Origin of the sequence: Neisseria brasiliensis (genome assembly GCF_009671065.1) — a bacterium.
In the GTDB taxonomy this organism is placed as follows: domain Bacteria; phylum Pseudomonadota; class Gammaproteobacteria; order Burkholderiales; family Neisseriaceae; genus Neisseria; species Neisseria brasiliensis.
This window is the reverse complement of the sequence record NZ_CP046027.1, coordinates 1,899,600-1,922,758: the sequence shown is the minus strand read 5'-3', so window position 1 is coordinate 1,922,758 and position 23,159 is coordinate 1,899,600. Positions and strand designations below refer to the sequence as shown.

Annotated in this window: 14 protein-coding genes, 2 tRNA genes, 3 rRNA genes and 1 pseudogene; 6 read left to right on the top strand and 14 right to left on the bottom strand. The window is 49.5% G+C overall.

Features of this window, described 5'->3' with window-relative positions:
• The first annotated feature begins 5 nt into the window (after positions 1–5).
• Positions 6–2,032: pseudogene (locus GJV52_RS09650) on the top strand (LTA synthase family protein).
• A gap of 56 nt (positions 2,033–2,088) precedes the next feature.
• On the opposite strand, the gene GJV52_RS09645 reads toward GJV52_RS09650, so the two are convergent.
• Positions 2,089–2,427, bottom strand: coding sequence for a P-II family nitrogen regulator (locus tag GJV52_RS09645; RefSeq protein ID WP_095501990.1), 339 nt, complete (start codon positions 2,425–2,427; stop codon positions 2,089–2,091).
• A gap of 226 nt (positions 2,428–2,653) precedes the next feature.
• On the opposite strand from GJV52_RS09645, the gene purL reads away from it, so the two are divergent.
• The 3 genes from purL (at position 2,654) to gloB (ending at position 8,477) form a co-directional block, all read left to right on the top strand.
• Positions 2,654–6,547, top strand: coding sequence for a phosphoribosylformylglycinamidine synthase (gene purL, locus GJV52_RS09640; RefSeq protein WP_100564077.1), 3,894 nt, complete (start codon positions 2,654–2,656; stop codon positions 6,545–6,547).
• Between the two features lie 126 nt (positions 6,548–6,673).
• On the top strand, positions 6,674–7,699 hold the full coding sequence (locus GJV52_RS09635) for a hypothetical protein (protein WP_095501988.1): 1,026 nt from the start codon (positions 6,674–6,676) through the stop codon (positions 7,697–7,699).
• Between the two features lie 22 nt (positions 7,700–7,721).
• Positions 7,722–8,477 (top strand): hydroxyacylglutathione hydrolase, encoded by a 756-nt coding sequence (gene gloB, locus GJV52_RS09630; RefSeq protein WP_100564079.1) that lies wholly within the window; start codon positions 7,722–7,724, stop codon positions 8,475–8,477.
• A 293-nt stretch (positions 8,478–8,770) separates the two neighbouring features.
• Here gloB and GJV52_RS09625 read toward each other — a convergent pair whose 3' ends face one another.
• From GJV52_RS09625 to rluD, 6 genes are all read right to left on the bottom strand, one after another.
• Positions 8,771–9,292, bottom strand: a complete 522-nt coding sequence (locus GJV52_RS09625) for an RDD family protein (RefSeq protein ID WP_100564081.1) — start codon at positions 9,290–9,292, stop codon at positions 8,771–8,773.
• A 297-nt stretch (positions 9,293–9,589) separates the two neighbouring features.
• Positions 9,590–10,009, bottom strand: coding sequence for a hypothetical protein (locus GJV52_RS09620; protein ID WP_095501985.1), 420 nt, complete (start codon positions 10,007–10,009; stop codon positions 9,590–9,592).
• A gap of 151 nt (positions 10,010–10,160) precedes the next feature.
• Positions 10,161–11,162 carry a DNA polymerase III subunit delta gene (gene holA / locus GJV52_RS09615; protein WP_100564083.1) on the bottom strand — a complete coding sequence of 334 codons (1,002 nt, stop codon included), beginning with the start codon at positions 11,160–11,162 and terminating at the stop codon, positions 10,161–10,163.
• Positions 11,163–11,642: an LPS-assembly lipoprotein LptE gene (locus GJV52_RS09610; protein ID WP_095501983.1), complete on the bottom strand. Its 480-nt coding sequence runs from the start codon at positions 11,640–11,642 to the stop codon at positions 11,163–11,165.
• Positions 11,643–11,828: 186 nt separating this feature from the next.
• Entirely contained in the window at positions 11,829–12,605 is a 777-nt protein-coding gene (pgeF, locus tag GJV52_RS09605) for a peptidoglycan editing factor PgeF (protein ID WP_100564086.1), read from the bottom strand.
• Between the two features lie 50 nt (positions 12,606–12,655).
• Entirely contained in the window at positions 12,656–13,780 is a 1,125-nt protein-coding gene (rluD, locus tag GJV52_RS09600; RefSeq protein ID WP_095501981.1) for a 23S rRNA pseudouridine(1911/1915/1917) synthase RluD, read from the bottom strand.
• On the opposite strand from rluD, the gene GJV52_RS09595 reads away from it, so the two are divergent.
• Positions 13,779–14,582, top strand: coding sequence for an outer membrane protein assembly factor BamD (locus tag GJV52_RS09595; protein ID WP_095501980.1), 804 nt, complete (start codon positions 13,779–13,781; stop codon positions 14,580–14,582). The genes rluD and GJV52_RS09595 overlap by 2 nt on opposite strands.
• Before the next feature lie 95 nt (positions 14,583–14,677).
• Here the strand turns inward: GJV52_RS09595 and GJV52_RS09590 are convergent.
• The 7 genes from GJV52_RS09590 to GJV52_RS09560 all read right to left on the bottom strand — a co-directional run bounded on the left by GJV52_RS09590 (position 14,678) and on the right by GJV52_RS09560 (position 21,463).
• Positions 14,678–15,429, bottom strand: a protein-coding gene (locus GJV52_RS09590; RefSeq protein ID WP_096121706.1) for an IS5-like element IS1301 family transposase whose coding sequence is annotated in 2 segments (ribosomal slippage) — positions 14,678–15,210 and positions 15,210–15,429 — 753 coding nt in all. Because the reading frame shifts where the segments join, the coding sequence is not laid out codon by codon here.
• A gap of 178 nt (positions 15,430–15,607) precedes the next feature.
• Positions 15,608–15,895: a ComEA family DNA-binding protein gene (locus tag GJV52_RS09585; protein ID WP_095503827.1), complete on the bottom strand. Its 288-nt coding sequence runs from the start codon at positions 15,893–15,895 to the stop codon at positions 15,608–15,610.
• Between the two features lie 186 nt (positions 15,896–16,081).
• Positions 16,082–16,195, bottom strand: a 5S ribosomal RNA gene (gene rrf / locus GJV52_RS09580).
• Between the two features lie 120 nt (positions 16,196–16,315).
• A 23S ribosomal RNA gene (locus GJV52_RS09575) occupies positions 16,316–19,207 on the bottom strand.
• Between the two features lie 424 nt (positions 19,208–19,631).
• Positions 19,632–19,707, bottom strand: a tRNA-Ala gene (locus GJV52_RS09570).
• A gap of 11 nt (positions 19,708–19,718) precedes the next feature.
• Positions 19,719–19,795: transfer RNA gene (locus tag GJV52_RS09565), tRNA-Ile, on the bottom strand.
• Between the two features lie 127 nt (positions 19,796–19,922).
• Positions 19,923–21,463, bottom strand: a 16S ribosomal RNA gene (locus tag GJV52_RS09560).
• The 16S, 23S and 5S rRNA genes sit together here with 2 tRNA genes alongside, the layout of an rRNA operon.
• A gap of 513 nt (positions 21,464–21,976) precedes the next feature.
• On the opposite strand from GJV52_RS09560, the gene coaBC reads away from it, so the two are divergent.
• Complete coding sequence (gene coaBC, locus GJV52_RS09555; RefSeq protein WP_095502109.1) at positions 21,977–23,158, top strand: bifunctional phosphopantothenoylcysteine decarboxylase/phosphopantothenate--cysteine ligase CoaBC; 1,182 nt, start codon at positions 21,977–21,979, stop codon at positions 23,156–23,158.
• Position 23,159 lies beyond the last annotated feature (1 nt).

Genomic DNA, 23,159 nt, shown 5'->3' with positions numbered 1-23,159 from the left:
AAAACATGGCTAACGATATTACTTTCAATAAAACCTTCTCCCGTTGGGCAGTTTATCGCGCCGGCCTGAAACAAACTTTTGTTTTTTGGCTTTCACTCATCTTGGCATTCAGCTTAGAACGTTTTCTCATGCTGAATCATTTTGTTTCCGAAAATATTACCCAACAATATCGTGATGATATTACACCACTGTTTTTAAAAGGTTTATTGTTTGATATTAAAGCCTCATCGCTCTTATCTGCCGTCGCCTTTCTATTGCTTTTGGTAAGCTTAATCCACCCGACATTGGCACGCATTTATCAAAAAATCCACAAAAAACTTTTAACCTTATTCTTCGTCATTTCCATCGCCTTTGCCTTGGGCAACTGGTTTTATTTCTCTGTTTATGAAAAACAATTTGATGTTTTTGTCTTCGGGCTGTTTGATGAAGACACCAATGCGGTTATTAAAACCATTTGGTCGGATTACCCCGTTGTTTCCGGCAGCTTGGCATTGCTGGTTTTGGGCGGATTATTTGCTTGGTTGCTCAACAAATTACCACGCGCCAATCAACAGGCAGCTGCACCGGTATGGCTCTGGGTTGCCGGTATTGTGCTGCCATTATTGGCGTTAACATTAGGCATTCGCGGTTCCGTGGGCAAATTTCCTTTGCGCCAAACCGCCATGCAGATTTCCGCCGCTCCGCAATTGAACAAACTGGTTCCTAATGCCTTGATTTCTTTAGACTGGGCAAGAAAAGAATATCGCAACAGCAGCTATTTTGAGCCTGTCAGCGATGCAGACGGCAGCCGCATAATCAGTCAACTCTTGGAAACTGAAGCAACTGCTGATTTACAGCAGCTGGTAAAAAACACGCCTGCCAACCCTACCGTAGCGCAGAAAAAACCGAATATCGTGTTGGCCGTGATGGAGAGCATGAGCAGCCATTTATTGGATTTCGACAATGCCGAAAGAAACTTATTAGGCCGTCTGAAACCGCATTGGCAATCAGATTGGGTATATAAAAAGTTTATTTCTGAAGGCGATGGCACCAGTGATACCCTACACCGCCTGTTTGTGCGCAGCCCCCGCTTAGACTTAAGCCAATCGACTGCGAAAAACAAAACCTTCATCAGCAATATGTTCAAACCTTATGCCGATGCCGGTTATCACATTGTTTATCTCACCGCAGGCAACGGCGGCTGGCGTGATTTTGATACCTTCCTGCGTCATTTGGGTGTGGATGAAATCATTGATGAAAATGGCTTGAAAGACCGCTTCCCTGAAGCGAAATCCAGCAGATTCCTGATGAGTATATGTTCCGCTATGCAGAAGAATTGCTGCAAAAAGCAGAACAGCAAAAGCAGCCCGTATTCATCATGATGCTGTCTGTCACCAACCATCCGCCTTACCGCTTACCCGATACGCAACAAAGTGTCGATTTCCGCTTAACAGAATCTGAATCCGCTCGCTTAAAAGCATTGGCGCAAGGTAAAGAATTGAATGAGATTTTCAACACCTTCCGCTACAGCAACGACCAATTGGGCGGCTTTATCGCCAACGTGAAGCAAACAACGCCCGATACCATTATCGCAGCAACAGGCGATCATAATATGCGTGCCATCGGCTACCCCGAAGCCAATGAAGTGGCTTTAGGGCATGGTGTGCCATTTTATCTTTATGTTCCGGAGAAATACCGCCATCAAACAGTGTATCAGCCGGAGCGAGCGGGTTCGCATAAGGATGTTTTACCGACACTGTATCATTTAAGCCTGTCTGATACACCTTATTACGACACAGGCTGCAATCTGACTGCGCCACAAGCCAATTCGCCTTGGTGCGGTTATGGTTACAATAAAGAAGTGCTCATTACTGAAAACGGCTTCTATCATCTGCATAATCAAAAATTCCACCCTTGGTCTAAAACACAAGGAGATTTGCATGCTGATTCGCCTACCCAGCCGAATGAACACGACCTGAAACACATCAAAAAAGGCAGCGTGTACACGGAATTTCTCGAATGGCAAATTAACCGCATCGTCACCGCCCAGTAATAACAATGCCGTCTGAAAGCAAACCTTTCAGACGGCATTTTCTGATTGCTAACCAATCACACCGCCGCTTCGCTGCGCTCACCCGTGCGGATACGGATTGCTTCTTCCACCGGGTACACAAAAATCTTGCCGTCACCGATTTTGCCCGAACGGGCGTTTTCGATGATGGCTTCGATGGCGCGTTCCACATCATGATCGGCCAACACCAGCTCAATTTTCACTTTCGGCAGGAAATCGACGGCGTATTCTGCACCGCGGTAGATTTCAGTGTGACCCTTTTGGCGGCCGAATCCTTTTACTTCGGTCACGGTCATGCCGGTGATGCCGATTTCGGTTAAGGCTTCGCGCACGTCGTCGAGTTTGAAAGGTTTAATGATGGCTTCGATTTTTTTCATGGCTGGCTTTCTATTTGTTTTTCAGACGGCATACATTAATCATCAAGTTAATCATCAAGGCCGTCTAAACAGGAAAAGATGACTGGAAAATTATCACAATCCGCTTTTTTATTCAATCGCGTTTTATGGTGTGAATTGTTGACACTTCGCGGCAAAATACCCAAGCAAAATAGCCCTATTATGCGTATAATATCGTTTTTCCCAACCGCATTTGAGAGCCGAATCCATGTCTGTTGTTTTGCCCTTGCGCGGCGTTACCGCCCTGTCTGATTTCCGTGTTGAAAAACTGTTTCAAAAAGCAGCCGCCACCGGCCTGCCTGAAGCGAAGCTGGAAAGCGAATTTTGGTATTTTGTCAGCAGCGAAAATACTTTAGACGCTGAGACCGTTGAAAAACTGCAAGCCTTGCTGGAAGCTGACCGTGTTGCCGAAACACCAAAGCCCACAAACGGCTTGCATTTATTTTTGATTACCCCACGCTTGGGCACGATTTCGCCTTGGGCTTCTAAAGCCACCAACATCGCGGAAAACTGTGGTCTTGAGGGCATCGAGCGCATTGAGCGCGGCATGGCGGTGTGGATTCGCGGCGATTTGACTGCCGAGCAGCAACAACAATGGGTGGCGCTGTTGCACGACCGCATGACCGAAAGCGTGTTGACCGACATTGATGCGGCGGCGCAATTGTTCCACCACATCCAATCGGAAACTTTCTCAACCGTCGATTTGCTAAACGGCGGTAAAGAAGCCTTGGTCAAAGCCAACAGCGAAATGGGCTTGGCCTTGTCGCCTGACGAAATCGATTATTTGGTGGAAAACTACCAAGCCTTAGGCCGTAATCCGAGCGATGTCGAGCTGATGATGTTCGCACAAGCCAACTCGGAACACTGCCGCCACAAAATCTTCAACGCCGATTTTATTTTGAACGGCGAAAAACAGCCTAAGTCGCTGTTCCGCATGATTCGTGACACCCACGAAGCCCACCCTGAAGGCACAGTCGTGGCCTACAAAGACAACTCTTCCGTGATTGAAGGCGCGAAAATCGAGCGTTTCTATCCTAATGCCGCCGATAACCACGGCTACCGTTTCCACGAAGAAGACACCCACATCATCATGAAAGTGGAAACCCACAACCACCCGACCGCCATCGCCCCATTTGCAGGCGCGGCCACCGGAGCGGGCGGTGAGATTCGTGACGAAGGTGCGACCGGTAAAGGTTCGCGCCCGAAAGCAGGCTTGACCGGCTTTACCGTGTCCAACCTGAATATCCCCGGTTTGGAACAGCCTTGGGAACAAGGCTACGGCAAACCCGGCCACATCGCTTCGCCTTTAGACATCATGATTGAAGGCCCAATCGGCGGCGCGGCGTTTAACAACGAATTCGGCCGCCCTAATCTGCTGGGCTATTTCCGCACCTTTGAAGAAAAAGTCGACGGTCAAGTGCGCGGCTACCACAAGCCGATTATGATTGCCGGCGGCTTGGGCAACATTCAGGCGCAGCAAACGCATAAAGACGAAATCCCTGAAGGCGCATTATTAATCCAACTCGGCGGCCCGGGCATGCTGATTGGTCTCGGAGGCGGCGCGGCTTCGTCTATGGATACCGGTACCAACGACGCTTCTTTAGACTTTAACTCGGTACAACGCGGCAACCCTGAAATCGAACGTCGCGCGCAAGAAGTCATCGACCGCTGCTGGCAGCTGGGCGACGACAATCCGATTATCTCCATTCACGACGTGGGCGCGGGCGGCTTGTCAAACGCTTTCCCTGAATTGGTTAACGATGCCGGCCGTGGTGCAAAATTCAAGCTGCGCGATGTGCCTTTGGAAGAACACGGCCTGACCCCACTGCAAATCTGGTGTAACGAATCGCAAGAGCGTTATGTGTTGTCGATTTTGGAACAAGATTTAGACACCTTCCGCGCCATTTGCGAACGTGAACGCTGCCCGTTTGCCGTGGTTGGTGTGGCCACCGATGACGGTCATCTGCAAGTGCGTGATGATTTGTACGACAACAATCCGGTCGATTTGCCGCTGAATGTTTTGCTCGGCAAACCACCTAAAACCACCCGCAACGACACCACCGTAACGCCGTCTGAAAGCCAGTTTGACTCTTCTGCCATCGACATCACCGAAGCCGCTTACCGCGTGCTGCGCTTGCCGACTGTCGCTGCAAAAAACTTCCTGATTACCATCGGCGACCGCAGTGTGGGTGGCATGACCCACCGCGACCAAATGGTCGGCAAATACCAAACACCGGTAGCCGATTGCGCCGTGACCATGATGGGTTTCAACACCTATCAAGGCGAAGCCATGTCTATGGGGGAAAAACCGACTGTCGCCCTGTTTGACGCACCGGCTTCCGGCCGCATGTGTGTCGGCGAAGCGATTACCAACATCGCCGCTGTCAACATCGGCGAGATGGGCAACATCAAACTTTCCGCCAACTGGATGGCCGCCTGCGGTACCGAAGGCGAAGACGAAAAACTCTACCGCACAGTCGAAGCCGTTTCCCAAACCTGTCAGGAACTGGGCATCAGCATTCCCGTGGGCAAAGATTCGCTATCGATGAAAACCGTATGGCAAGACGAAGCAGAACAAAAATCCGTGGTTTCGCCTTTGAGCCTGATTATTACTGCGTTCGCGCCGGTAAAAGACGTGCGCAAAACCATCACGCCTGAATTGCAAAACGTGTCAGACAGCACCTTGCTGCTGATTGACTTGGGCAACGGCCAAGCCCGCATGGGCGGCTCGGCTTTGGGTCAGGTGTATAATCAAATGGCAGGCCAAGCGCCGGATATTGAAGCAGGCCGTCTGAAAGCATTTTACAACGCCATTCAGCAATTGGTTGCCGAAGACAAACTGCTGGCCTACCACGACCGTGGCGACGGCGGTTTGTTTGCAACCTTGGCGGAAATGGCGTTTGCCGGCCGCGTGGGTTTGAATGTGGACATCAGCGCATTGACCGCTGCACAAGCAGACCAAAACGCTGCCGCTGCCCGTGCCTTGTTTAATGAAGAATTGGGTGCAGTAATTCAGGTGAACGCGGCCGATTTAGCGGCTGTAGAAGCCTTGTTTGCCCAAGCCGGTATTGATGTACACAACGTCGCTACCTTGGCTGCCGATGAAAAAATCGTTATCCGCAACGCAAACGGCATCTTGCTGGAACAATCCCGCGCCGACCTGCAACGTGCATGGCAAGAAACCAGCCACGCCATTCAAAAGCTGCGCGACAATCCGGCCTGCGCCGACAGCGAGTTTGCCTTAATCGGCGACAACCAACGCAGCGCGCTGTTTGCCGAGTTGACTTTTGATGTGAACGAAAACATCGCCGCACCGTTTATCAACAGCGGCGCAAAACCAAAAATCGCTGTTTTGCGCGAACAAGGCGTGAATGGCCAAATCGAAATGGCCGCCGCCTTTAATCAAGCCGGTTTTGATGCCTATGACGTGCATATGTCCGACCTGATGAGCGGCCGCGTGAACCTCGACACCTTCCAAATGCTGGCAGCGTGTGGCGGCTTCAGCTACGGCGACGTATTGGGCGCGGGCGAAGGCTGGGCGAAATCGATTCTATTCCACCCTGCTTTGCGCGACCAGTTTGCCGCCTTCTTCGCCAATCCGAACACGCTCACGCTGGGTGTGTGTAACGGCTGCCAAATGGTCAGCAACTTGGCCGACATCATTCCGGGTACCGCTACATGGCCTAAATTCAAACGCAACGAAAGCGAACAGTTTGAAGCGCGTTTGACTATGGTGAATGTGACCAAATCGCCTTCGCTGATTTTGAACGAAATGCAAGGCGCCAGCCTGCCGGTGATTGTCAGCCACGGCGAAGGCCGCGCCGACTTTGCACTCAAAGGCGGCCAAGTACCGGCCGATTTAGCCATCGCGCTGCAATACGTTGATGGTTTGAACCAAGTCACCCAAACCTATCCGCTCAACCCGAATGGCTCGCCGCAAGGCATTGCCGGCGTCACCAATGCCGACGGCCGCGTTACCATCATGATGCCGCATCCGGAACGCGTCTTCCGCGCTGCGCAAATGAGCTGGAAACCTGAAAACTGGGCGGAACAATCCGGCTGGGCGCGTCTGTTTGCCGGTGCGCGTAAAGCATTGGGTTAATCCGCCAACTAAGGTTTGAATATCAAGGCCGTCTGAAAAACACTTTTCAGACGGCCTCAGCTTTTTTGCATTCTGCTCCATATAGAGTATGATAAAGCCTGATTTGCTTTCTAGGCCGTCTGAAACATGAAACACGCTTTTATTCTCAGCGATTACGAGTATCCGGAATGCGACACCAAGCCGTTTGCCTTGCTCACCGCCAATCCGACCAAAATGCACCATTATGTCGCACAAACCGAGCAGCGGCAGCACGCGCATAATTCGTCGGTTGGCACGCAAAACCAAAACGTGTACCGCCTGCCGATCAGCCTGTTTCACAAGCCTTATCGCGGCGAAGTGGATAATGTGAATATTATCACCAATCTGGCCGCCAAAAACCTTTACACGCTAACCTTTGTTGAAGATTCGCCCAATCAATACAATCTCGAAAGCTGGTTCAACCGTCATGAAAGCGGCTATGAAGATTCATGCCAAATGCTGCGCAGCCTGCCTGCAGGCCATCTGAAAGCGCCCGATGCCATTTGGCGGATTCTGCGCTTGAAGCTATTGGGCATTTTGCGCAACCCAAACAACCACAAAACCTTGTTTGCCCACCGCCTGCACCAAGCCATCCGCCGCCAATTGCCTGATGTGAGCCGCGAATTCGTGCATTTAATCCGCGCACGCGACCCGAAGCGCATCCGCTCAATTTTGCAGGATTTCGATTTCAATTTTCACGGTTATGTCAATTGGCTGTCGAATCTTTACGGCATGTTGAGCGACGGCGTGTCGCAACCTTCGCTGTTTGAACAGATGTTCCGCGCGGCGTTTGATGTGCCCGAAGCGGTAAAAATCGAGCTTTACCGCTATCCTAACAACTCAGGTTTGTGTCTGTTTAACGACCGCTCGTTTTGCCTGCAGGAATCGAAAAAAGAAATCAGCGTCGGCGTGAACCTCACCCACGATATGTTCGCCATCGTGCATGTAAAGCTGGAATTATGGCGCACGCTGAAAAGCGAGTTCCCTCACAAGCAAACGCGCAAACAAGGCGAAATCCATATTTACGACCACAACCAAACCCAACGCCTGACCTACAACCGCTTAACCATCAAACAAGCCCGCGCCGCCGTGTACGGCTTAAGCCGCAACCACCGCGATTATGTGCAGGAATAGACATTATAAAAAAAGGAATAACATGAAAATCACCCCAGTCAAAGCATTCAACGACAACTATATTTGGATGATTCAAGAAGGCAATCTGGCCGTCTGTATCGATCCGGGCGATGCCACGCCTGTCTTGAAATTTCTGGTCAACAACCGCCTGATGCTCGCGCAAACATGGATTACCCACCACCATGACGACCACCGCGGCGGCGCAGCGGCCTTATGGCGCACATTTTTAGAATCACCGGTTTACGGCAACAGTGACATTCCCGAAGCCACCCACCGCGCCGAAGCCGGTTTGCAGATTCCGTTTGGCGACGGCTTGACCACTGTTTGGGCCACGCCCGGCCACACCAGCCATCATTTAAGCTATCTGTTTGAAACTTCAGACGGCCTGCATGTTTTCTGCGGCGATACCTTATTCAGCGCAGGTTGCGGCCGCGTGTTCACTGGCACGATTGAAGAATTGTTCGACAGCTTCCTGCGTTTCAACCAATTGCCGGAAAACACCTTGTTTTACCCTGCACACGAATACACGGCCTCCAACTTACGCTTTGCCGCCCACATCGAGCCGGACAACGCCGACATTCAGACGGCCTTGCGCGAAGCCGAATCCGCCAGTGCCCCGACCTTGCCGGTAACACTGTTGCACGAGCGCAAAGTCAATCCGTTTTTACGCGTCGGCTTGCCACAGGTTTGGGAACGCGTAGAAAGCTTGAGCGGCAAAAAATTGGATACCGAATTGGAAGTGTTTGCCGCCTTACGTGAATTGAAGAATCAATTTTAAGGCCGTCTGAAAAGCAGTTTGATACCTTTGCAAAACTCGTCAATTTTCAGAAATCTTTAAACCGTCATTCCCGCGTAGGCGGGAATCCAGAATGTAAAATTACTGAAATAATTCAATATTCCTGAAAACTATCAGTCTGGATTCCCGCCTACGCGGGAATGACGGGCATAGTTTTCTTTGTTCAAATTGAGTTTTGCAAAAGTCTCAGTTTGTGAGCTTTTTAAATTGCAAAAAGGCCGTCTGAAACATCATGTTTCAGACGGCCTTTTGTATGGGAAAGCCAATATTGCCTGTTATTTCTTCTTATCCTGCTTCAAATCCACCAAGCGCGTGCCCGCCAAGAAATCATATAAAAACTGACGGTCAGGATTCAGCAACGCAAAGCCCCACGGCAGAATCAGCCAAAACAAGGCTGCACCGAATGCAAGCATCGGCGGAATATTCAAAAAATGGCGTAATCCGGCATAGGCCAGCATGGGGATAAAAACCACAAACACGCAAGCCCAGATGAAGCGTTGACGCAGTTGGTGCAGCGGCGGTTGCACGTTTTGCTGATTGGCCAAGCCAATTTTCCAAGTTTGCATTGCCAGCGTTTGGCCTTTTTGCAGCCAATTCATGCGGAAGTAATACCACCAAAAACCAATCACCAACACACAGGTAACAAAGCTGGATAAATAGGTAGAAATCGGATTGAGAAAAATTGCCAGTATGCCCGACAAAATCGCGGCAATGGCGGTCACGGCGCCGACCAGCAGCATTTCATACATCAAGGCGGCAAGACGGCGTTTGAGGGAAACAGTGGGGAATCGGGTCATGGGCATAGTGGAATACAAAGGGCGAGATCTTTGCAAAACTTCTTCAAAAGCCACTGCACAAAAAATCGACGTCATTCCCACGCAAGCAGGAATCCATTTATGGAAACGGAAACCTATTGAATAGAAATAGTTTCTTAAATACCAAGATAGATTCCCGTCTGCGCGGGAATGACGGCTGTTTTGGTGTTAATGATGGTTCATGAAGTTTTGCAAAGGTCTCAGGCCGTCTGTAAGACCAAAGCGAAATCAGGAAATAATTTCGCTTCGACCTATTTCAGACGGCCTGTCGGTTTAAAATCAACGGTGCGGGCGTTTTTGGCCTTTGGCTTGTTGCGCCGCCATTTGGTTCATTTCCTGACGGGTCGGGCGTTTTTTAAACATGGCATGCGCTTCGTCAACCGAACATTTTTGCGACAAACAAATCAAAGTAATCGCATCTTTTTGCGCTTGGCCGCCACGGTGATACATGCGGCGCAAGTTGGCTTCGTTGATGCGGCCTTTTTCAGGGTCGATGTCGAATTTTTTCAGGCGCTCAATAAATTGGCGTTGCTGGCGGCGCGAAGTCCACACGAAACCACCGGCAGCGGCAGCCATAATGATGACGGCAATCAAAATGGCCAGCGGCCATGAATCGACGATCAACACCAACAGCAGGCTCAAAACGGCGGTGGCCAGAATCATCAGGCCGGCTAAGCGGATTTTTGCTTTTGTATCCATGGATTGTGTTTCCTTAAAACAGTTTGAGGCCGTCTGAAAAAATTCCGTTGAGCTTTTCAGACGGCCTTGGAATGATTTAACGCTATTTTACAGTATTTTCTTGCTTCAGGGGAAAGATTGGCGGCTTTTTCATTGAAACGGGCGAATCGTTTTACACCGCCAAACCCATCACTAATTGTTTGAATTCCGTCCACGCATCGCCTTCTTCTGCCCCTTTAATCATGCGGTCGATTTTGGCACAGGTTTGCAGCGCGTCTAATAGTCGGCTGATGGGAATACGGTTGGCGGCCATCGGTGCCAGCGTTTGTTTTTCGCCCCACAGGCGCAGGCTGTTGCGCAGCGATTGGATATTCTGCCCTTGTTTTAACGCAGCGGTCAGTCGAATCAGCGTGCGGATGTCTTCGGCCACCGCCCACAGCAGCAACACCGGTTCTTCGCCATCGGCTTCCAACCCGTCAAGCAAACGCGCCACCCGTTGCGCATCGCCCTTCATCCACGCGCCGGCCAGTTGGAACACATCAAATCGCGCCACATTGGCCACTGCCGCTTCGGCATCGGCCATGTTCAGCAGATGGCCTTTGGGGTGCAGCAAGGCCAGCTTGTCGATTTCCTGCTTGGCAGCCAGTAGATTGCCCTCAACGCGTTCGGCAAACAAAGCCAACGCATCGTTTTCAATTTCCAAGCCCCATTTCTTCAGACGGCCTCGAATCCATGCTGGTAAGACTGCCGCACCCACCGCTTTGGCTTCCAGCATCACACCGTTTGCTGCCAGCGCGCCAAACCATTTGGCTTGCGTTTGCGCTTTTTCCAGCTTGGGCAACATGATGACGGTGACGGTATCTTCGGGTAACTGTTGGGCAAAATGCTGCAGCGCTTCACCGCCGTTTTTGCCCGGTTTGCCGTTGGGAATGTGCAATTCGAGCAGTTTCAAATCGGCAAACAAACCCATGCTGCCCGCCGATTGCAGCCACTCATTCCAATCAAAATTAGTTTCGGCGGTATGCACTTCGCGGTTGAGATAGCCCTGCTGCCGTGCGGCTGCACGCAAGGTATCAAGTGCTTCAATCCGCAATAAATCTTCTTCGCCGTGAATAACATACAGGGGCTTGAGCGGCATATCGGCACTGAGCTGCTCGATATTCATCGCCGCCATTTACTGCGTCGCTTTCAAAAAGGTCAGGCGGCGCACGATTTGGTCGGCAGCATCGGTGCGCATTTCCGACCAGATGTTTTGTTCTTCTTCGGCTTTACCCAACACTTCGCTGTCGGCGTAATCCATGGTGCGGTGTACCATCACGCTCATCGGTTCGCCCACCGGCTCGCCGTTGCGGGTCGCTTGTGCATCCACGCGCAGCATCAGCAGGTATTCGTTGATATCGGCTGCACGGGTGATGGTGTAAATATCGCGGCGTGTTTCAATGTGGGTCACATTCACCGTCATTTGTGCCTGATCCATACCGACCGGACGGCCGTCTGAACGGCGCAGAGAATTTTCCAAAGCCTGTTGCAATGCGCCGCCGTTAACATACCAGTTTTGATAGGGCAGCGGCTGCGAGGTGCCGGCCGTGCCTTTCAAATGGAAACCGCAGGAAGCCAGCAGTAATACAGCGGCGGTCAGGATGATTTTTTTCATGTTAGGCTTTCGTTTTCAAGACGAGAATAGCTGGATTATAGCGGATTATCAGGCCGTCTGAAATCTTTGGGTTTCAGACGGCCTGATGAGATAAAAGCAACTTCGGTCAAACTAATTGAATCGAGGCCGTCTGAAAAGCAATAAACTTTTCAGACGGCCTCGCAATACTTTCAACTTATAGAAGCATTATACTTCATTATCCAGCCAAATCACGCTCACCATACGGCCGGTCTGCCCGTCGCGGCGGTAGGAGAAAAAGCTGTCACGCTCCAATACGGTGCAATGTTCGCCGCCGTAAATCATACTTACGCCCTCGCGCTGCAGCACCATTCGCGCCAAAGCATACATATCGGCCAGATATTTGCCACCGCCGATGGATTCAAATGCGCTTTCGGCAGCGGGCATTTGTGCGGTAAACGCATCAAACACGTCCTGCCCCACTTCAAAAGCTTCCGGCCCAATCGCCGGCCCCAAGTAGGCCATGATTTCTAAAGGTGCTACCTGCATGGCGCACACGGTATTTTGAAGCACACCACCCGCCAAACCACGCCAACCGGCATGTGCCGCAGCCACAACCGTCCCTGCTTTATCGCAAAACAAAACCGGCAGGCAATCGGCGGTCATGCTGGCACAAGCGGCTTTGCCGGTGGTATCGACGCTGGCATCGGCATCGATAAGCGTTGCCAGCGCATCAGTGGCGTTCACCACAATATCGCTGTGGATTTGATTGAGGTAGGCAACGGGCAAACCGATTTGGTTTTGCACGATTTCGCGGTTGCGCGCCACATGCTCGGGGTTATCGCCGACATGCGCGCCGATATTCAGGCTGTGAAACGGCGCTTCACTCACCCCACCGTTGCGCGTGGTGATTAAGGTTTTCACATTGGCAGGCGCAGGCCAATCAGCAGTCAGGAAAGTTTTGCTTTGCGCTTTAATGCCCAAGGTTTCGCTTAAGGTTTTCATGCAGTTCCTTTTTTCAGACGGCCTATTTCATTAATAGGCCGCCTGAAACATTATTCTCGTACATAAACGACTTCAACATCGTAATCGTCTTCGTTCCAATCATCGTCATCATCACTATCGAGCTTGTCTTGCCATTCTTCTTCATGGCTCAACGATGAATCCAAACCGGCTTCCAAACGCAATACTGAAAGCAGATGGTAAATATCATCCGGCAACGGCGCTTCAAACGACACCGTTTCATTGGTTTTCGGATGAACAAAGCTCAAACGGTAAGCATGCAAGGCTTGGCGCGCGCCCAAAGCCTTCACCGCTTCTTTCACGCCTTCGCTGCACGGATGGCGTGGGTTGCCGTAAACCGGATCCGCCGCCAACGGGTGATTGGCTTCGCGCATGTGCACGCGGATTTGATGGGTGCGGCCGGTTTCCAAAGCGCATTCGATATAGCTGTGCGACAAATAGCGTTCCAGCACTTTCACATGAGTCACAGCAGGTTTACCGCCATATTTCACCACCGCCATTTTCAAGCGATTATGCGGATCGCGGCCGATTAAAGTGTCGATTTTACCGTCAAACGGCACCACACCGTTGGCTACGGCACGGTAAATGCGTTTCACCGTACGCGCTTGAAGCTGCTGCACCAAAGAAGTTTGCGCCGGTAAATTTTTCGCCACCACCATCAAACCGCTGGTTTCTTTGTCCAAACGATGCACAATCCCCGCACGCGGTACTTGGCTTAGTTCCGGGCAATGTGCGAGTAAGCCGTTTAATAACGTGCCTGTCCAGTTACCCGCAGCGGGATGCACCACCAGCCCGGCAGGTTTGTTGATAACAATCACGGTATCGTCTTCGTAAACAATATCCAAATCCATCGTTTCAGGCGTAAACGCCAGATTTTCTTCGCTCGGACGCACGGTAACTGTGATAAACTCTCCGCCAATCATTTTTGCTTTCGGCTGGGCAGGTTTGTCGTTTACCATGACATCGCCGTCTTTAATCCAAGTGGTCAGGCGGCTGCGCGAATAATCGGGCATGAGTTTGGCCAGTGCCGCATCCAAACGCAATCCGGCCATCTCGACAGGAACGGTCAATTTAACACAACTTTCTGCTTCAGGGACTGCCGCAAAGTCTAAATCATCGCTATAATCAGCTTCATTATCAAAGGAAGTATTCTGCATGAAAAAAATTCTTTTATTAGTTTCTTTAAGTTTGGCGCTCAGCGCATGTGCCAATAAAGGCACCATCGATAAAGACGCTCAAATTACTCAGGATTGGAGTGTGGAACAGCTTTATGCTGAAGCACAGGATGAATTGAACAGCAACAATTATACGCGAGCCATCAAGTTATATGAACTGCTGGAATCACGTTTCCCTAATGGCCGCTACGCGCAGCAATCGCAATTGGATACGGCCTACGCATACTATAAAGACGACGAACCGGAAAAAGCCTTGGCCGCTATCGACCGCTTCCAGCGCCATCACCCGCAACATCCGAACATGGATTATGCCTTATATTTAAAAGGCTTGGTATTGTTTAATGAAGATCAGTCTTTCTTAAATAAATTAGCCTCGCAAGACTGGTCCGACCGTGACCCTAAAGCCAACCGCGATGCCTATCATGCTTTTGCCCAATTGGTAGAACGCTACCCGAACAGTAAATATGCACCGGATGCCACAGCACGCATGACTAAATTGGTTGATGCATTGGGCGGTAACGAAATTGCTGTTGCCCGATACTACATGAAGCGAGGCGCATACCTTGCAGCCATTAACCGCGCGCAAAAAATCGTTCAGCAGTATCAAAACACACGTTACGTCGAAGAATCATTAGCCATGATGGAACTGGCTTATAAAAAACTGGAAAAACCGCAATTGGCTCAAGATACCCGCCGTATTTTGCAACAGAACTTTCCAGAAAGTCCGTTCTTAACCCATGAATGGCGCAATGGCGATATGCCTTGGTGGCGTTATTGGAAATAATGTATTGTATTGATATAAGAAATCAGCCTGAAATATTTCAGGCTGATTTTTTTGATTTGTGTTTAATGTATTTTAAACTTGACTAGGGCGTGTCCTCAATTTAACTTAGCATGAATAATAGAGCAAGCCAAGTAAAGCATCGATTTAAAATTACGAGCTAATTTCTCATAGCGAGTAGCAATACTACGAAACTGCTTTAATCGTGCAAATGCATTCTCGACTAAGTGGCGTAATTTATAAAGGTAGCTATCAAAATCAGGGTTAGGTTTCTTGGCATTTTTACGCTTTGGTATAATAGCTTTCATACCGTGTTCTATCGCTTTATCTCTGATTTCTTGCGAGTCATACCCTTTGTCAGCGATAAAATACTGGGCTTCTTGTATGACTTCTATCAAGTCGTTTGCAACTTGACTGTCGTGCACGTTACCCCCAGTGACTTTAAAATCGAGCGGATTTCCATGCGAGTCCACACATAGGTGTATTTTTGTCGTGTTTCCGCCACGGCTTTGTCCAATTGCTCTATCGAAACCACGCCGAGCTCCACTTGCATGTTGATGACACCGTACATAACTTCCGTCGATGAATACCCATTCTTTGTCAATTTCTTTTCGTAGATCAAAAAAAAATTCTGCCACAAGCCTTTTTTAGACCATCGGTTAAAGCGGTTATAAGCGGTTTTCCATGACCCTAGCTCAATAGGTATGTCTCGCCATGGTGCACCTGTTCTTAGCTTCCATAGTATGGCTTCCATCACGGTACGGTCGTTCTTCCATTGATGACAGCCGTGCGCTTTCATGGTTGTTTGTAATTGTTCCCATATGTTGTCAGTTATTGCAGTTCTCGCCATTGTTTGTGTTTGCCTATATTTCGTTGGAATATAGGGTTAAAATAGGGCTCTTTTGGGCTTATTCAAATTAGGGACACGCCCTAGATTCTAAAAATTTTTCTATTAATTCATCAAAAAGCCGTCTGAACCCAATAAGTATTTCAGACGGCGTCCTTCTTTCTCATAAGCCAGCCTGCTGCTACTTCTTAACAGCAGGCTGAGCAGCTTTCTTAGCCGGCGCAGCGACAGTGGCTTCATTCTTTAATTTCGAGAAGATTCCTTCACCAATGCCTTTGACGTTTTTCAGTTCGTCCAAGGTCTTAAAGCTACCATGCTGTTTGCGATACTCTACAATCGCTTTGGCTTTGGCAGGGCCTACACCCGGCAGTGCCGTCAGTTCGCTTTCGGAGGCGGTGTTGACATTCACTGCGGCAGCAGAGACAGAAGCAACTAAAGTGGTCAGTGCGTAGAAGATGATTTTCTTCATCGGATTCATGCGTTTTCTCCTGAATGTGTTGATAGTATCGTAGATTATATTTACTCAATATTAATAATGCAAATATTATCTACTGATTATTTCATGACTGTTTCATCATGACCACGCTTTTACTTAGTTACAGTTGTATCAAACGTAAAGAAGCCTCTGACATTCATCAGAGGCTTCGGAATGGGTGTTTGGCAGTGACCTACTTTCACATGGAAGAACCACACTATCATCGGCGCTGAGTCGTTTCACGGTCCTGTTCGGGATGGGAAGGCGTGGGACCAACTCGCTATGGCCGCCAAACTTAAACTGTACAAATCGGTAAGCCGTTATGCAGTCTCCTGCACTTATTTATTCTTTAATCAACTGTTGGTGATGACTGAATCATCAGTAAGCTTTTATCTTTGAAGTTCTTCAAATGATAGAGTCAAGCCTCACGAGCAATTAGTATCGGTTAGCTTCACACATTACTGCGCTTCCACACCCGACCTATCAACGTCCTGGTCTCGAACGACTCTTTAGGAGGATTAAATCCTCAGGGAAGTCTCATCTTCAGGCGAGTTTCGCGCTTAGATGCTTTCAGCGCTTATCTCTTCCGAACTTAGCTACCCGGCTATGCCACTGGCGTGACAACCGGTACACCAGAGGTTCGTCCACTCCGGTCCTCTCGTACTAGGAGCAGCCCCCGTCAAACTTCCAACGCCCACTGCAGATAGGGACCAAACTGTCTCACGACGTTTTAAACCCAGCTCACGTACCACTTTAAATGGCGAACAGCCATACCCTTGGGACCGACTACAGCCCCAGGATGTGATGAGCCGACATCGAGGTGCCAAACTCCGCCGTCGATATGAACTCTTGGGCGGAATCAGCCTGTTATCCCCGGAGTACCTTTTATCCGTTGAGCGATGGCCCTTCCATACAGAACCACCGGATCACTATGTCCTGCTTTCGCACCTGCTCGACTTGTCGGTCTCGCAGTTAAGCTACCTTTTGCCATTGCACTATCAGTCCGATTTCCGACCGGACCTAGGTAACCTTCGAACTCCTCCGTTACTCTTTGGGAGGAGACCGCCCCAGTCAAACTGCCTACCATGCACGGTCCCCGACCCGGATTACGGGTCTGGGTTAGAACCTCAAAGTCACCAGGGTGGTATTTCAAGGACGGCTCCACAGAAACTAGCGTCTCTGCTTCTAAGCCTCCCACCTATCCTACACAAGTGACTTCAAAGTCCAATGCAAAGCTACAGTAAAGGTTCACGGGGTCTTTCCGTCTAGCAGCGGGTAGATTGCATCTTCACAACCACTTCAACTTCGCTGAGTCTCAGGAGGAGACAGTGTGGCCATCGTTACGCCATTCGTGCGGGTCGGAACTTACCCGACAAGGAATTTCGCTACCTTAGGACCGTTATAGTTACGGCCGCCGTTTACTGGGGCTTCGATCCGATGCTTGCACATCTTCAATTAACCTTCCAGCACCGGGCAGGCGTCACACCCTATACGTCCACTTTCGTGTTAGCAGAGTGCTGTGTTTTTAATAAACAGTCGCAGCCACCTATTCTCTGCGACCCTCCAATGCTTACAGAGCAAGTCTTTCACATCGAAGGGCATACCTTCTCCCGAAGTTACGGTATCAATTTGCCGAGTTCCTTCTCCTGAGTTCTCTCAAGCGCCTTAGAATTCTCATCCTGCCCACCTGTGTCGGTTTGCGGTACGGTTCTGATTCAACTGAAGCTTAGTGGCTTTTCCTGGAAGCGTGGTATCGGTTACTTCAGCACCTTGGTGCCTCGTCATCACTTCTCGGTGTTAAGAAGACCCGGATTTGCCTAAGTCTTCCACCTACCGGCTTAAACAAACTATTCCAACAGTTTGCTAACCTAACCTTCTCCGTCCCCACATCGCATTGAATCAAAGTACAGGAATATTAACCTGTTTCCCATCGACTACGCATTTCTGCCTCGCCTTAGGGGCCGACTCACCCTACGCCGATGAACGTTGCGTAGGAAACCTTGGGCTTTCGGCGAGCGGGCTTTTCACCCGCTTTATCGCTACTCATGTCAACATTCGCACTTCTGATACCTCCAGCACACTTCTCAATGCACCTTCTTCGGCCTACAGAACGCTCCCCTACCATACGTGTAAACACGTATCCGCAGCTTCGGTTATAGATTTGAGCCCCGTTACATCTTCCGCGCAGGACGACTCGACCAGTGAGCTATTACGCTTTCTTTAAATGATGGCTGCTTCTAAGCCAACATCCTGGCTGTCTGGGCCTTCCCACTTCGTTTACCACTTAATCTATCATTTGGGACCTTAGCTGGCGGTCTGGGTTGTTTCCCTCTTGACAACGGACGTTAGCACCCGCTGTCTGTCTCCCGAGGAGCAACTTGATGGTATTCTTAGTTTGCCATGGGTTGGTAAGTTGCAATAACCCCCTAGCCATAACAGTGCTTTACCCCCATCAGTCTCATACTCGAGGCACTACCTAAATAGTTTTCGGGGAGAACCAGCTATCTCCGAGTTTGTTTAGCCTTTCACCCCTATCCACAGCTCATCCCCGCATTTTGCAACATGCGTGGGTTCGGACCTCCAGTGCGTGTTACCGCACCTTCATCCTGGCCATGGATAGATCACTCGGTTTCGGGTCTACGCCCAGCAACTATTCGCCCTATTAAGACTCGGTTTCCCTACGCCTCCCCTATTCGGTTAAGCTCGCTACTGAACGTAAGTCGTTGACCCATTATACAAAAGGTACGCAGTCACGGAACATGTCCGCTCCCACTGTTTGTATGCATCAGGTTTCAGGTTCTATTTCACTCCCCTCCCGGGGTTCTTTTCGCCTTTCCCTCACGGTACTGGTTCACTATCGGTCGATGATGAGTATTTAGCCTTGGAGGATGGTCCCCCCATATTCAGACAGGATTTCACGTGTCCCGCCCTACTTGTCGTACGCTTAGTACCATTGATCAGATTTCGAATACGGGACTATCACCCACTATGGTCAAGCTTCCCAGCTTGTTCTTCTATCTCAACAATTATCACGTACAGGCTCCTCCGCGTTCGCTCGCCACTACTTGCGGAATCTCGGTTGATTTCTTTTCCTCCGGGTACTTAGATGGTTCAGTTCTCCGGGTTCGCTTCTCTAAGCCTATGTATTCAGCTTAGGATACTGCACAGTATGCAGTGGGTTTCCCCATTCGGACATCGCGGGATCAAAGCTTTATTGCCAGCTCCCCCACGCTTTTCGCAGGCTTACACGTCCTTCGTCGCCTATCATCGCCAAGGCATCCACCTGATGCACTTATTCACTTGACTCTATCATTTCAAGAACCTCTTTGACTTAATCCGCACTACCGTTGACAAGTAGTGGAACTAGATGTTTTTACTTTGATAAAGCTTACTGCTTTGTTGTGTCTTAACCCTGCCTTTTGTGTTTCAGGGTTAAGTCGATACAATCATCACCCAAATACTGTGATTTACTTCTTCACAACAATCAGCCATTTGCAAATAGCTAATTGTCAAAGTAAATCAACATTGTCTTTGTTTGTTGATTTCGGCTTTCCAATTTGTTAAAGATCGATGCTTTTCAATATTGCTATTGACTTCGCAAATCAAAATGAGCTGGCCATTATATCAGCCTTCTTTTTGCAGTCAAGCTTTTTCAGTCGTTAAACAAAAAATCAGCGCTAAGCGCTTTTTTATTTAACTTCTGCCAACTGACTTTGATTTGGGAAGTGTGTGGTGGAGGCAAACGGGATCGAACCGATGACCCCCTGCTTGCAAAGCAGGTGCTCTACCAACTGAGCTATGCCCCCAGTATGAGTTGTGGTGGGTCTGGGAGGACTTGAACCTCCGACCCCACGCTTATCAAGCGTGTGCTCTAACCAGCTGAGCTACAAACCCAAGGTCGTTATTTTGAAATCGTTTAAGTTCAGCTTTTAAACCGTTCTTTTTCAATCTCTCAATATCTTTTGCATCTTCTACAGTTTACCGATAAGTGTGAATGCGAGAAGCCTCTTCTTTTCTCTAGAAAGGAGGTGATCCAGCCGCAGGTTCCCCTACGGCTACCTTGTTACGACTTCACCCCAGTCATGAAGCATACCGTGGTAAACGGGCTCCTTACGGTTACCCTATCTACTTCTGGTATCCCCCACTCCCATGGTGTGACGGGCGGTGTGTACAAGACCCGGGAACGTATTCACCGCAGTATGCTGACCTGCGATTACTAGCGATTCCGACTTCATGCACTCGAGTTGCAGAGTGCAATCCGGACTACGATCGGTTTTGTGAGATTGGCTCCACCTCGCGGCTTGGCTACCCTCTGTACCGACCATTGTATGACGTGTGAAGCCCTGGTCATAAGGGCCATGAGGACTTGACGTCATCCCCACCTTCCTCCGGCTTGTCACCGGCAGTCTCATTAGAGTGCCCAACTGAATGATGGCAACTAATGACAAGGGTTGCGCTCGTTGCGGGACTTAACCCAACATCTCACGACACGAGCTGACGACAGCCATGCAGCACCTGTGTTACGGTTCCCGAAGGCACTCCTCCGTCTCTGGAGGATTCCGTACATGTCAAGACCAGGTAAGGTTCTTCGCGTTGCATCGAATTAATCCACATCATCCACCGCTTGTGCGGGTCCCCGTCAATTCCTTTGAGTTTTAATCTTGCGACCGTACTCCCCAGGCGGTCAATTTCACGCGTTAGCTACGCTACTAAGCAATCAAGTTGCCCAACAGCTAATTGACATCGTTTAGGGCGTGGACTACCAGGGTATCTAATCCTGTTTGCTACCCACGCTTTCGAGCATGAACGTCAGTGTTATCCCAGGGGGCTGCCTTCGCCATCGGTATTCCTCCACATCTCTACGCATTTCACTGCTACACGTGGAATTCTACCCCCCTCTGACACACTCTAGCTAGCCAGTTCAAAACGCAGTTCCCAGGTTGAGCCCGGGGATTTCACATCTTGCTTAACTAACCGTCTGCGCTCGCTTTACGCCCAGTAATTCCGATTAACGCTCGCACCCTACGTATTACCGCGGCTGCTGGCACGTAGTTAGCCGGTGCTTATTCTTCAGGTACCGTCATCACACAGTGATATTAGCACTATGCTTTTCTTCCCTGACAAAAGTACTTTACAACCCGAAGGCCTTCTTCATACACGCGGCATGGCTGGATCAGGCTTGCGCCCATTGTCCAAAATTCCCCACTGCTGCCTCCCGTAGGAGTCTGGGCCGTGTCTCAGTCCCAGTGTGGCGGATCATCCTCTCAGACCCGCTACTGATCGTCGCCTTGGTAGGCCTTTACCCCACCAACTAGCTAATCAGATATCGGCCGCTCAAATAGCGCTAGGCCCGAAGGTCCCCAGCTTTCCTCCTCAGAGAATATGCGGTATTAGCTAATCTTTCGATTAGTTATCCCCCACTACTCGGTACGTTCCGATATATTACTCACCCGTTCGCCACTCGCCACCCAAGAAGCAAGCTTCTCTGTGCTGCCGTCCGACTTGCATGTGTAAAGCATGCCGCCAGCGTTCAATCTGAGCCAGGATCAAACTCTTATGTTTAATCTCTAACTTATTTAACTTCTGGTCTGCTTCAAAGAAACTGACAAAGTATAGATAAATCTACATCTTGTCTGTTTTTGTCGCAGTGTGAGGCTTGTCGCACTCACACTTATCGGTAATCTGTTTGTTAAAGAGCAAGAACCGAATTATACATCACTCAAACTGCTTGTCAACTCTTTTTTCAAAATTCATCGAAAAATCAAATCAACCGTGCTATAATTATAAGTTCGTTTCGCCACTGCGTCAGCAGCGAAGAACCGAACTATACCCCTCCCTCCAAAACCCGTCAACTCCAACAAACAACAAATTTCTACAAAATCCAACAAATCGCTGTTTTACAATAAAATTTAATTCTTACAAAATTACAAGAAAACTGACTCAACCGCTAAAAACTTATCAGCCTATATACAAAAGCCGTCTGAAATGAAGCTTTTCAGACGGCCTTATTCTATACTTCATGATATAGTGGCAACATTCTTTCTCTTTTTAATAATAGATACAAACTTCATTGATATGAGCAAACATATTCTACTGGGTATCAGCGGCGGCATTGCGGCTTATAAATCTTGCGAGCTGGTGCGTCTTTTGAAAAAACAGGGTCATAACGTGACTGTGGCCATGAGCCGTGCGGCGGCAGAATTTATTTCCCCACTTACTTTTCAGGCTTTAAGTGGCAATCCTGTGTTGACCGATACCCATAACGGGGAATCGGGCGGCAACGGCATGGCGCATATTAATTTAACGCGTGAAGCGGATGTATTTTTAATTGCACCTGCTACGGCCAACACTTTAGCCAAAATCGCCAACGGGATTGCCGATAATTTACTAACTAATTTGGCTGCGGCGCGCAAATGCCCTTTGGCCGTCGCGCCGGCGATGAATGTGGAAATGTGGTTTAACCCTGCCAATCAGCGCAATATCCGCCAACTGATTTCAGACGGCATTACCGTCTTCCAACCCAATAGCGGCGAACAGGCTTGCGGCGAAACCGGTGTCGGACGCATGCCGGAAGCAGTAGAGCTGGCTGATTTAATCCCCGATTTATGGTCATCCAAAGCCCTTGCCGGCAAAAAAATCCTGATGACTGCGGGTGCAACTTTTGAAGCCATCGATCCCGTTCGCGGAATTACCAATATTTCCAGCGGGCAAATGGGCATAGCATTGGCACGTGCTTGCCGCGCAGCCGGTGCAGAAGTCACCTTAATCTACGGTCAAATTCAGACGGCATTGCCTGCCGGTTTGCACCATATCCAGCAGGCAGTCAGCGCAGAAGCCATGTATCGAGCCGTTCATCAACAGATTCAGCAACAGGATGCCTTTATTTCCGTTGCCGCTGTGGCCGACTATAAAGTCAAAAACAGCAGTGAGCAAAAATTGAAAAAAGACGGCAGCGGCCAAGCACCGATTATCGAGCTTACCGAAAATCCCGATATTCTTGCTTCGGTGGCTGCGCTACCTCATCCGCCATTTTGTGTCGGTTTCGCCGCCGAAAGTGAAAACGTATTGGAATATGCCCGCACCAAACGCCTACGTAAAAACATTCCGATGATTGTTGCCAACCAAGTATCGCAAGCGATGGGCAAAGCCACCAATCAGATTACGATTATTGATGACGGACAAGAAACCACGTTCCCCGAAAGCAGCAAACAGCAGGCTGCCGAAGCGATTGTGAAGCGATTGGCTGAACTGATTTAAC